We start from the raw sequence: 12880 nt of genomic DNA, 5'->3' as shown, positions 1-12880 counted from the left end.
AAAAGCACTTGGCGATATCATCAGTCTCTTCTCCATCAATGAATGCCAGAACTTCTTTAAGGCTGCTGGGTATGAGGCCGAATAAATGCGACACGCTTTAGGCTGCCCCCAACTGCCACGCTTGTTTTAGCAAGTTAAGGATGCGACAGCGCCAGCAAGATAGAAATGCGACAGGCGCGCACGCTCAGCCCCCATTCCGAGAGGCTGGTCGGGGTTGCAAGCGAGGAATGGGGGCGGGTCGATGGGTGCCCTTCGGCTTTAGCTCTGAGAGTGCCAAATGTCATTGATCTGGCCATTTCACTCCGTCGCAGCCAACCGAGCCAACGCTTTTTCCCGACGCGCGATAACGTCAGGATCGTTCATGTAAGCGGTGCGCGATTTGCGTTCACGCTTCTGATACCCGTTCCCGACACTGCCATCAGGCACGCCAAACAGATGGTTCGTCTGACCTGTGCGACGGGGACCGCTCTTGCTGCGTTGCAATTCCCGGCCCGCCTGCATCTCGGACACAATCGAAAGCATGTCATCCAGTCGCTTGTTCTCGACAACAGGCGACCGGTGAACAGAACGAAGCTTGTCGAATGTTCTGTAGGGCAGGGTGTCCGTACCATGCATGATCTCCAGACGACCATCGGGATAGTCGCAGACAATCACCTTTTGTCGAGCCAGCCGCTTTGCAAGCTCCGTCGGCTCCAGGATGAACAGCACCTTGTCGTAACGCAGCGTCAGTGTTTGCGACAGTGTCCGCACTTCCTTCCGGCACATCGCACCATCGATGTTCTCATGTGCGGCCAGCGGTCGGTGCATATCTTTGGGATTGCGCGGATCCTTGCCAAAACGGGCATTGAAGTCTGCAATATATTCCGGCGCATAAGCATTGGCTGCTTCGATCGTATCAATGCCGCGCAGTCGCAATTCCTTGACCAAACGATCCTGCAAAGTTCTGTTTGCCCGCTCGACACGGCCTTTGGCCTGCGGGGTATTGGCGCAGATAATGTCGATGTTGAGTTCATAAAGCGCCCGGCCAAACTGGGTCAGACCGCTCGTGCGATCCTGCTGCGAACCATGGGTCGTGCGAAACACACCATGCTTGTCACTGTAAAAGGCCAGCGGCTTGCCCCATTGCTGCAGGTAGGCCTTCGTCGCATGAAAATAATCAAACGTGTTCTCTGATCCAGCGAAGCGCAAATGCAGGAGCTTGCCCGTGGCATCGTCAATATAAACGAGGAGGGCGCATTTGGGACCCCGCTCCTCAAACCACCAATGATGCGAACCATCGATCTGTACCAGTTCACCAAAGCAATCACGCCGACCGCGCGGCTGATGCAGTTGTCGCTTGCGTTCGCGCCGTGACGTCCACAAACCCGCCACCGTCATCCATTGCCGCAGCGTCTCCTTGCTGACCGAAAGCTGGTGGCGTTCGACAAGCTTCTCACAGGCCAGTGTCGGCCCAAAATCCCGATAATAAGCCCGGATCAAATCAAGCACCGCATTCCGGAAATCCTCGCTGTAACGACGATTGCTCGGGCGTCCGCGTCGTCCCGACATCAGACCCGAATGCCCAAGCTTGTCGTAAGCCTGTAAAAGACGATGGATCTGGCTGCGGCTGAGATCCAGCAATGCAGTCGCCTGGATAACCGTCAAACGACGATCTCGAATCTTCCGAATGACTTCCAATCTATTGAGTTCTTTCTGCGACATCGTAATCAAACAAGACATGGCAACTCTCTAAACGGATACGTGTGAAGAGCCGCCAGTCTTCCTTTCCTCGTTCGATCTGAACAGGGCACGCGACCTAAAAATGTCGCATCTCTAATTTGCCCATCTGTCGCATCTGTATATTGCTGTGTGAGTTCATGCCGAAGCGCGACTTTTTCGGTTCGAGCTTATTCACAGCGATGTCTGTTTGCGACAAGTTTTTGCCGGAAAACTTCTGCTGGGGTTTTGTAGCCGAGGCATTTGCGCGGCGTATTGTTGAGGCGATGACAGATGAATACGAGATCGCGGTCAGTGAGCGCTAGCGGATCAAGTTCTCGGGGGAGCCATCGTCTTGTTCGCCTGTTGGTGTTTTCGACCGTTCCCTTTTGCCAGGGCGACTGCGGATCACAGAACCACGTTTGTGATCCAGTCCCGGCCTGCAGATAGGCCCATTCTGTGAACTCAGTGCCACGATCAAACGTGATCGAGCGACGCGCCATTTGGGGCAGGGGTTGGAGTACCCTAATCACACCGTCCATCACCGGCCTTGATTGACGATCATTGTTGCGCAACAGGACGGTAAAGCGGCTCACCCGTTCGACCAGAGACGTTACATTGGCCTTGCCGAACTTCTTGCGAAACTGGATCAAATCACACTCCCAGTGGCCAAACTGCTTACGTCTGGCGATCATGTCCGGGCGGTGCAAGATGCTCAGTTCCGGCGGGAAGCGGCGTCCATGGTGGCGCCGGGCATGACGTGGACGCCGCCTGGCACGATGTTCAGGCAGATATTTCCAAAGCCCTTCTTTTCGACCGTCGACGGAATAAACAAACTGATAGATCGTTTCGTGACTGACAGAGATGGGGTGGCGCTCCAGCTGCATTCTCCCGGCGATCTGTTGCGGTGACCACCCATCGCTGATGTGTTTGACCACGGATTGACGCAAATGATCATAGCGGAGAAGCTTGCGTTGCCTCGTTCGTCGCTCACGCGCTTTCTGATCGGCGACCGTGCAGTAATAGCCGGTCAGATCCATGATCTGATCGTCGACAAACCGATTGCGTTTCAACTCTCGAAAAATGGTTGAACGGTGCCTTCCAAGCTTCTCGGCAATAACGTCAACGGAGAGGTTTGCAGTGCGCCAGCGGGCGATCTTGCGCCGCTCATCCAAATCAATATGCGCGTAGGTGCGTTCCATGACGGTTCCTTGCTTGGGATAACTCATTGTTATCGTTTGCAAGTCGCACTTCAAGCTAGAACCCACCCCTGTTATAACGCTTAATTGCATAAGCTATGTTATGGAACATAAGTATCCATAAGTTTGCGACACAACAGCAAAACCCGACCGTGCATTATTTTTGGTGTTGGGGGCGGTAATTTTCGAAATGCAAACATTCTGGCTTGTCGTCCGGCCTATAGATTCACCCAGATAATCAAGTTGCAGCCTTGCGGTTGAACGTTATCCCCAGCCAACCCCCGAGTGAAAATTCATCCGAATCGAGTTTGAATTTCTGTCCCTTCAACTGACAAACGGAAGCCTCAAACCCTAGAAATTACGGAGATTTTTGCCAGAATCTGATGTAAAATAGAGTGGCAAAATTGTACGGAAATTCGTTTTTCCGTACCCGTTTTCGCCCACAAAAATCGCTCCCAATTTTTTGATTATTTGTATTGATTCAATGTGTTGCTAAGTTCGCTTGCATGTGGTCCGCTTATCCATAAGATGCAGGACATTTCATAAATTTCAAAAGAGGGGTTCTTAAATGTATCGGAAATTTCTACTGACAGGCTTATGTCTTCTGGCACTGGCAGGTGCGGCATCTGCCGAAACCGTACTCAATCGCGGTAATGACACAGATCCGGCCACTCTCGACCATCACCGCACCTCCAGTGTTGCCGAGGGTAACGTGCTGCGCGATCTCTATGACGGTCTGACCATTCAGGATGCTGACGGCAAGGCAATTCCCGGCGTCGCCAAGTCCTGGGATGTTTCCGAAGACGGCACGGTCTACACCTTCCATCTGCGTGACAATGCGAAATGGTCGAATGGCGATCCGGTCACCGCAGGTGATTTTCAGTTCACGTTCCGTCGTCTGATGGACCCGAAGACAGCTGCCGGTTATGCCAGCATGCTGTTTGTCATCAAGAACGCAGAAAATATTGCAGGCGGTAAAAAGCCTGTCGACCAGCTTGGCGTTGAAGCTCTCGACGACCATACGCTGAAGATCACGTTGAACGCCCCTGCTCCGTATTTTCTCGAGCTTCTGACACACCAAACCGGCTTTCCGATGAATCAGAAAAGCGTTGAGGCCAATGGCGACAAGTTCACCACGCCCGGCAAGATGGTGACCAACGGCGCCTATATGCTTGAGAGCTTCACGCCGAACGACAAGATCGTCATGAAGAAGAACCCGTATTATTATGAAGCGGATCAGGTGAAGATCGATACGGTGAACTGGATTCCCTTTGAAGACCGCGCCAGCTGTATGCGCCGCTTCGAGGCCAAGGAAGTGCAAATCTGTTCCGACGTTCCCGCCGAGCAGATGGATTATGTGAAGAAAAATCTCGCCAAGGAATTCCGCATGGCGCCTTATCTCGGCGTCTATTATCTGCCGGTCAAAGGCAAATCGGCGGACAGCAAGCTGAAGGACGTCAAAGTGCGTCAGGCGATCTCGCTGGCCATCGACCGTGAATTTCTGGCCGATCAGGTCTGGCAGGGAACGATGCTGCCCGGCTATTCCATGGTGCCGCCCGGTATCGCCAATTACCTGAAAGACGCGCCGAAGCTCGATTATTCCGACGACATGCTGGAGCGTGAGGACAAGGCCAAGGAGCTTCTGAAAGAAGCCGGCGTAGAGCCAAATACGCTCTCCATCGAGTTGCTTTACAACACGTCCGAGAACAACAAGAACACCATGGCGGCCATTGCCGACATGCTGGGCAATATTGGCGTGAAGGCCTCGCTCAACGAGACCGAAGGCGCAACTTATTTCAATTTCATGCGCGATGACGGCCCGTTTGATATCGCGCGTGCTGGCTGGATCGGCGATTACAACGACCCGCAGAACTTCCTGTTCATCAGCCAGGGCAATGTCAGCTTCAACTATTCCAAGTGGAAGAACGCCGACTATGACGCGCTGATGGCCAAGGCGGAAAAGACCACCGATCTCGGTGAACGCGCCAAGGTGCTGGGCGAAGCCGAAAAAATCCAGCTTGATGAAGTGGGCAATATTCCGATCCTCTATTACTCCTCGCGCGCGCTCGTTTCGGACAAGGTCGCCGGATGGAACGACAATCTTATGGATAGCCACAAGACCCGCTGGCTTTCCCTCAAACAGTAATTTCAGACAGGGCTGCGCTTGGTGGCGCGGCCCTATTTTTTGACGGAAAAGGGACGAGATACCCCTCTCCCGCCAGCGTTTCCGTTTTCGCCTTACGATGGGCGAAAGCAGACAAAATACCAGAACAACAATAATCTAAAGCCCTTAGTGGGATTTGCCGGACAGGTTTTTGACCATCCGGCAAAGAAGGGACAACGACATGCTGGGCTATACGCTCCGACGATTGGGTAGTGCGATACCCACGGTCTTCATTATCGTCACGCTGACATTTTTTCTGATTCGGCTCGCGCCGGGCGGCCCATTCGACCTTGAGCGCCCGATTGATCCGCTGATCCTCGAAAACCTCAAGCGCGCCTATAATATGGACGCGCCGCTCTGGCAGCAGTATCTGATTTATCTTGGTAATCTCTTGCAGGGCGATCTCGGCCCGAGCTTTACGCGGCGCGATTTTTCCGTGAATGACCTGTTCGCGTCAGGTTTGCCGGTGTCGATCATGCTTGGCACTTTGGGCCTGACGCTGGCGGCGATCATCGGCACTTTTCTCGGCACGCTTGCCGCGCTGAAGCAGAATTCCGCCGTCGATTATTTCGTGGTGGCTCTGGCGACCTTCGGCATCACAACGCCCAATTTTGTTGTAGCCCCCCTTCTCAGCCTGCTCTTCGGCGTCATTCTGGGCTGGGTTCCGGCAGGCGGTTGGTCATCGGCCAATGTCACCTACTGGATATTGCCGGTGCTGACGCTTGCTCTGCCGCAAGTGGGGGTTATTGCCCGTCTGGTGCGTGGCGCAACCATTGAAGCGTTGCGCGCCAATCATGTGCGCACCGCCCGCGCCTATGGCTTGCCGACCCGTGTTGTGGTTGGCGTTCATGCTTTGCGTGCTGCTATGCTGCCCGCCGTTTCCTATCTTGGGCCGACTGCCGCCGCCCTCCTCACAGGTTCGGTTGTGGTCGAGACGATTTTCGGCATTCCGGGCATCGGACGCTATTTCGTGCAGGGCGCGCTCAGCCGTGATTACACGCTCGTCATGGGCACGGTTGTGGTGATCTCGATCTTCGTCGTGGTGTTCAATCTGATTGTCGATCTTCTCTATGCATGGCTTGATCCGAGGGTTCGCTATGACTGATCTGACCGTACCAACGGAAACCGCCGAATTGAGCATGCCAAGCCGCTCGCTCTGGCAGGATGCATGGCTGCGCCTGCGCAGGAACAAGGCCGCCGTCGCCAGCGCTATCGTGCTTGCCGTCTTGGCTCTTGCGGGCATTTTCGGGCCGATGCTGAGCCCGCATCCTTATGACAAGATTTATCCGCAGTTCGTGCGTGTTGCGCCAAGCCTCGAAGCCTATCCGCGCGCGGATACGATCCTGCCCGGCCTTGAACGCGAACTCGCCCGCGCGCGATTGAAGGCCTCCGCCGAACCGGAACTGACCGGCAACAACATCATTGTCGACTTTACGGCGCAACGCCCAACCGACGACCGTGTTCTGCGTTATTTCCAGCGCTCCGATCTGTTCAGCAATCCGAAGGTGGAACTGGCCGCCGACGGCCTGAGCGGCAAGCTGACGCTCAACGTAAGCCGAAATTATTTCCTGCTTGGCACGGATAATCTCGGTCGCGATCTGATGACGCGCATCTTCATCGGCGTGCGCATGTCGCTGGCCATCGGCCTGCTAGCCTCGGCCATGTCGCTGGTGCTGGGCGTCTCCTTCGGTGCGATTTCCGGCTATCTCGGCGGGCGCATCGACAATGTCATGATGCGTGTTGTCGATATCCTTTATTCGCTGCCGTTTATCTTCTTTGTGATCCTGATGCTCGTCTTCTTCGGGCGGTCAATATTCATCATCTTCATTGCCATCGGCGCGACAGAATGGCTGGATATGGCACGCATCGTGCGCGGCCAGACATTAAGCCTCAAGCGGCAGGAATTTGTACAGGCGGCGGAAGCGCTCGGCGCTACACGGCGCGGGGTCATCACGCGGCATATCATTCCCAACGCGCTGGGCCCGGTGATCGTCTTCGTCACATTGCTTGTGCCGAAAGCCATTCTGCTGGAAAGCCTGCTCTCCTTCCTCGGCCTTGGTGTGCAAGACCCCCTCACCTCGCTCGGCTTGCTGATCTCGGAAGGTGCCCAAAACATGCGCGGTGCAAGCTGGCAATTGATCTGGCCCGCAGCAACATTGACCATCATTCTGTTTGCGCTGAACTTTTTGGGCGACGGCCTGCGTGACAGTCTTGACCCGAAGGACCGCTGAGATGACGAAGGAAACCATTCTGAGCGTTCGCGATCTGCGCGTGACCTTCGACACCCATGATGGCCCGGTTCCGGCAGTGCGTGGTATCGACCTCGACGTCAAGGCCGGGGAAACGGTGGCTATTGTGGGGGAATCGGGTTCCGGCAAAAGCCAGACAACAATGGCGCTGATGGGGCTGTTGGCGCGCAACGGCAAGGCAACAGGACAGGCGCTCTATCGCGGTCAAGACCTGATCGGCATGTCCGACAAGGCGCTGAACAACATTCGCGGCGCCAAGATCACCATGATCTTTCAGGAGCCGATGACTTCGCTCGATCCGCTCTATCGCATCGGCGACCAGCTTGCCGAACCGTTGCGCTATCACCGCGGCATGAGCAAGAAACAGGCGCGCCCGCGCATTCTGGAACTGCTGAAACTCGTTGGCATTCCGGAGCCGGAACGCCGCTTCGACAGCTATCCTTACGAACTGTCGGGCGGCCAGCGTCAGCGCGTGATGATCGCCATGGCGCTCGCCAACGAGCCCGATATTCTGATTGCCGATGAGCCGACCACGGCGCTCGATGTCACCATTCAGGCGCAGATACTCGATCTCCTGGCCGATCTGCAACAGCGCCTTGGCATGGCGGTTGTGTTCATCACCCATGACCTCGGCATCGTACGCCGCTTTGCCGACCGGGTTTATGTGATGCGCTCCGGCGAGGTGGTCGAGACCAACCAAACGGAGGCGCTTTTTACCGGGCCGCAGCACGCGTACACCCGGATGTTGCTTGATGCCGAACCGGAAGGCGAAAAGCTGCCACCGCCGGATGAAGCGCCTGTCTTGGTCCGCGCCGATAATGTCAAGGTCAACTTCCTGATCCACAAACCTTGGCTCGGCGCTGCCAATTACATGACCGCCGTTAACAATGTCTCGCTCACGCTCAAGGAAGGTCAGACCATTGGCATCGTTGGCGAGTCCGGTTCGGGCAAATCCACGCTCGGCCGTGCTATCCTGCGGCTTCTCGATTCCGAGGGCCGCATCGCCTATCTCGGCAAGGAATTGCCGCGCGACCCGCAAGCCATGCGCCCGAAACGCCGGGAACTGCAACTGGTCTTTCAGGACCCGTTTGGTTCGCTCAGCCCGCGCATGACGGTGGGGCGCATCATCACCGAAGGGCTGCTGATCCACGAGCCACAGCTTTCAGCCAGGGAGCGTGACCGTCGGGCGCAGGAAGCGCTGAAAGAAGTCGGGCTGGACCCCGCCATGCGCAATCGCTACCCGCATGAATTTTCAGGCGGACAGCGCCAGCGTATCGCGATTGCCCGCACGATGATCTTGAAACCACGCGTCATCGTTCTGGACGAGCCCACAAGCGCGCTCGACCGCTCGGTGCAGAAGCAGATCGTGGCACTGCTGCGTGATCTGCAAAAGGACCACGGCCTTTCCTATCTATTCATCAGCCATGATATGGCCGTGGTTCGCGCCGTGTCGGATTATGTGATCGTGATGCGCAATGGCAGGATCGTTGAACAAGGCGACACCGAACAAATCTTCGATCATCCTCGTGAAGACTATACCAAGACGCTGATGGCGGCAGCGCTCAGCGAGGAACGTTTCGGTTCGGCAAGCTAACGCAACCGATATTTTGCAATACAGACGATGAAAACGGGGCTTCGGCCCCGTTTTTTATTGCCCGGTTTAGAACTGCGAAGAAACGATGTGTCCGGCTGTAATTTCAAAATAGGTATCAATAAAACAAAGGCAACTAATAGGCGTTGTAAAATAAATATTAAAATGAACAAACTGTCATATTCCTTATATTATTGCAGAAATATTGCAAGCCTAAGTATTTGGAATGAAATTATTCTCAATAAAATAAGGAATGAAATCTGAAATAATTTCACCTAAACCGGGAGAGATATATGCGAAGTTCTCGTCGAATTGTTCGATTATTAGCTGCGACTATTTATCTGTTTCCTTCTTATTCCAACGCGCAACAGGCCGAACCATCTCGAGCATTCACGTCCGACGCGGAATATCTGGCAAGCTGGGGCCTCCCCATGATCAACCCCATCCCCGCATACCGACGCGGTTTTACAGGAAAAGGCATCACGGTCGCCGTGCTCGACACTGGCATTGATATCTACCATCCGGAATTTGCCGGGAAAGTGCATCCCTGGTCGAGAAACTTCGGCACTTTCATGCACGAGCGGGATGTTCGGGACCTTCAGCGAAACGGGACGCCCATCGGGCACGGAACCCATGTCAGCGGCACCATCGCCGCAGCCCGCAATGGAACCGGCATGCATGGCGTTGCCTATGATGCACAAATCCTCGCCTTGCGGGCCATCGTGCCGGACCGGCAATATGACGCGATCAACAGGGCACTGCGCTATGCATCAACGACAGGGGTGAAGGTGCTGAACGGCAGCTATGGCCCCTATGCGTTTCCTACCCCTTACAACAATCGCAATTATCAACGGTTGAGCTATCAGCCGATTCTGTATGGCAACTATCTTCGTAATGATTACGAGGCACTGAAAGTCGCCGCCAAAGCCGATATCGTCATGGTCTTCGCTGCCGGCAATAATTACAAGGTTCAGCCATATTCGTCAGCGCAGCCGAGCGGCAGCGCCCTGTTTCCTGCAATCACACCCCAGAATACCGCGCTCGGCAAATATAAATTTGTCGATGGTCGCCGCCGCGATCTCGACATGAACAATCCCAACACATTCCGCCTTTTGGCACCGAATGATCCTGCCGTCGCCAATCTCGACTTTTCGGATTTGAGAGGCTCGATCATTGCCGTTGTTTCCGTTGGTCCAAACCGGCAAATTGCGAGCTACAGCAATCGCTGCGGTATTGCGGCAGAATGGTGCATGGCGGCCCCAGGCGGTGATACGGGCGGCGCTGTTTACTCGACCTATCCCGGTGGCGGTTATTCCTACATGCAGGGCACATCCATGGCGACGCCGCATGTGGCCGGTGCCGCCGCCGTTGTGCGTCAAGCCTTTCCCTATATGAATGCGCGGCAGACCATTGAAACCCTGCTGACCACCGCCACCAATATCGGCCCGACCGAAATCTACGGCCAAGGCCTCCTGAACCTTGGCGCTGCGATCAACGGGCCGATGAAATTCCGCCATGCCGAAGGTTTCGACGTCGATACGCAGGGCTATTCTTCAACCTGGTCCAATCCAATCTCCGGCATCGGCGGTCTGACAAAACGTGGCGCAGGCATTCTGCGGCTCACCGGTGATAACAGCTTTACCGGCGATTCCGCAGTCGTCGGCGGAACGCTGATCTTCGACGGCGACAACTACACATCCGTCCGGGTTGCGAGAGCCGGGCGGTTAAGCGGCATCGGCAGCGTCCAATCCGTGACCAACGAAACCGGCGGTGTTGTCGCACCCGGTGATAACGGTGTCGGCACGCTGACCGTCAAAGGCGATTACATCGGCAAAGGTGGCACGGTCGAGATTGCCACCGGGATCGGTGCCGATAATAGCGAGACCAGCCGTCTGGTCATAGCTGGCGACAGTTCCGGCAACAGCCAGCTTCGCCTTGTTTCCTATGGCCAGACCAGCCATCAAATTGCCGATGATACCAAGATCATAGAGGTTGCAGGCAATCCGGCGGGTACATTCGCGCTCGCAGGCGATTATACGACGGAAGACGGCGAAGCGGCGGTTGTTAGCGGCGTCTATGCCTATGAAATCACCGCAACACCTGACCAGCCGACCGAAGCCCCCTCGCCTGCGGCGTCAGAACCCGCTGCTTCTGCGGCAACCGCGAATAGCGTGGCACTGACTGGTGACGGCGGATTTTATCTGCGCAATACATCCGCCAATGGCGAAAAGCGCTACAATCCGTCCATGCCGATCTATGAAGGCTATGCGCGCAATATGCAGGCGTTGAACCAGATGCCAAGCTTGCAGCAGCGCGTCGGCAATCGATACTGGACCGATAATGTGCTGCCCAGCGACGATGTTAAGGACGGCCACGCGACAGCAGGACCGGATATCGCCATCGACAAATATGGCGTCTGGGGCCGTATCGAAGGAACCCACAGCAAATTTGCGGCGGGCGGCTCCACCGCCGATGTGACGCAGGATATCGGCGTATTCGTCATGCAGGCCGGTATCGACGCGATGTTTCAGGAGAGCGAATCCGGTCGCCTGATCGGCAGTCTGACGGCGCAATACGGTAAAGCCAGCAGTGATATCTCGTCGTTTAGTGGCGATGGCACCATCGACACCGACGGCTGGGGATTAGGCGGCGCACTCACCTGGTATGGCAATAATGGCTATTATCTCGATGGACAGCTCCAGTTGACCTGGTATGACAGCAAGCTCGTGTCCGATACACTTAAAAAGTCATTGGCCGATGGCAATAAGGGCTTTGGCTATGGTCTCAGCCTTGAAGGTGGACGACGTATCGAAGTCAACGAACATTGGTCGATCACACCGCAGGCGCAGCTTGTCTGGTCTTCGGTGGATTTCGACAGTTTCCACGATGTCGCGGGCGTACCTGTCGATCTGCGTAACGGCGACAGCCTCAATGCCCGCATTGGGCTGGCGGCGGAATACCATAATGCATGGCATGACGAAAATAACTGGCTGACCCAGACCAAACTCTATGTCGCCGCCAATCTCTATCAGGAGTTCATGAACGACTATAAGATCAGAGCGGGTGGTGTTGATTTCAAAAGCGAAAACGACAAAACCTGGGGCGGTATCGGCGCCGGTGGAACCTATGCCTGGGCCGATGGCAAATATGCGCTGTTCGGCGAAGGCATGGTCAAGACCAGCTTCGAGGATTTCGGCGATAATTATAGCCTCAAGGGAACGCTCGGTTTCAAGGTAAACTGGTAATCTCACTTCATAACAACCAGAGGACCCCGACAGGGGTCTTCAATTAGAAAGCAGATTTCGGGACGTTTCAGCAGCGGCCTATGCTAAAAAGCCTTATGAGAGATTTGTTTGATCAGCTTGAACCTGTTGAGATTCTTGCGCCCGGCGCAGTACTTCTGCACGGCTTCGCATTGCCGGAGGAAGAAGCGATTTTGAAATCAGTCGCGGATGTCAGCGCCGCCGCGCCATTTCGGCATATGGTGACGCCCGGTGGCTATCGCATGTCGGTCGCCATGACCAATTGCGGGCAAGCGGGCTGGGTAACCGACAAAACTGGCTATCGATATAGCGCCAATGACCCTGAAACCGGGAAGCCATGGCCAGCCATGCCGGACGCCCTTCGGTCTCTCGCTGAAAATGCCGCCCGACAGGCCGGATATCCCGATTTTTCGCCCGATGCCTGCCTGATCAACCGTTACGAGCCCGGCGCAAAGCTGTCCTTGCATCAGGACAAGGACGAGTGTGATTTCGCCAATCCGATTGTATCGGTTTCGCTTGGTCTTCCCGCTACCTTCCAGTTTGGCGGTCTTAAACGCAACGACCCGATCACCAAATACCCCTTGCACCATGGCGATGTGGTTGTCTGGGGTGGCCCGTCACGCCTTTATCACCATGGCATATTGGCGCTGAAAGATGGCGAACACGACAAGGTTGGTCGTGTTCGCCTCAATCTGACTTTCCGAAAAGCGTTTTAAACG

General features: G+C 55.3%; 8 protein-coding genes. 6 read left to right on the top strand and 2 right to left on the bottom strand.

What is annotated here, in order from left to right:
• Positions 1-297 precede the first annotated feature (297 nt).
• Together D8666_RS17070 and D8666_RS17065 are read right to left on the bottom strand one after the other, a co-directional pair.
• Entirely contained in the window at positions 298-1719 is a 1422-nt protein-coding gene (locus tag D8666_RS17070; protein WP_121538849.1) for an ISNCY family transposase, read from the bottom strand.
• A gap of 167 nt (positions 1720-1886) precedes the next feature.
• Positions 1887-2897 (bottom strand): IS30 family transposase, encoded by a 1011-nt coding sequence (locus D8666_RS17065; RefSeq protein WP_121538851.1) that lies wholly within the window; start codon positions 2895-2897, stop codon positions 1887-1889.
• A 565-nt stretch (positions 2898-3462) separates the two neighbouring features.
• Between D8666_RS17065 and D8666_RS17060 the strand changes: the two genes are divergently transcribed.
• The 6 genes from D8666_RS17060 (at position 3463) to alkB (ending at position 12877) form a co-directional block, all read left to right on the top strand.
• Complete coding sequence (locus D8666_RS17060; protein ID WP_121538847.1) at positions 3463-5040, top strand: peptide ABC transporter substrate-binding protein; 1578 nt, start codon at positions 3463-3465, stop codon at positions 5038-5040.
• A 199-nt stretch (positions 5041-5239) separates the two neighbouring features.
• A complete protein-coding gene (locus tag D8666_RS17055; RefSeq protein WP_109367385.1) occupies positions 5240-6163 on the top strand; it encodes an ABC transporter permease in 924 nt (307 codons plus the stop codon).
• Positions 6156-7289: an ABC transporter permease gene (locus D8666_RS17050; RefSeq protein WP_109367386.1), complete on the top strand. Its 1134-nt coding sequence runs from the start codon at positions 6156-6158 to the stop codon at positions 7287-7289. The genes D8666_RS17055 and D8666_RS17050 overlap by 8 nt, the downstream gene beginning before the upstream one ends.
• Before the next feature lies 1 nt (position 7290).
• Positions 7291-8901, top strand: coding sequence for an ABC transporter ATP-binding protein (locus D8666_RS17045; protein WP_109367387.1), 1611 nt, complete (start codon positions 7291-7293; stop codon positions 8899-8901).
• 428 nt (positions 8902-9329) lie between these two features.
• Positions 9330-12143, top strand: coding sequence for an autotransporter outer membrane beta-barrel domain-containing protein (locus D8666_RS17040; protein ID WP_167836104.1), 2814 nt, complete (start codon positions 9330-9332; stop codon positions 12141-12143).
• A 95-nt stretch (positions 12144-12238) separates the two neighbouring features.
• Positions 12239-12877 (top strand): DNA oxidative demethylase AlkB, encoded by a 639-nt coding sequence (gene alkB, locus D8666_RS17035; protein WP_121538843.1) that lies wholly within the window; start codon positions 12239-12241, stop codon positions 12875-12877.
• Positions 12878-12880: the final 3 nt, after the last annotated feature.

Source organism: Ochrobactrum soli (genome assembly GCF_003664555.1).
GTDB classification, from domain to species: domain Bacteria; phylum Pseudomonadota; class Alphaproteobacteria; order Rhizobiales; family Rhizobiaceae; genus Brucella; species Brucella teleogrylli.
The sequence above is the reverse complement of the archived record's forward strand: the minus strand, read 5'-3'. Positions and strand labels throughout refer to the sequence as shown.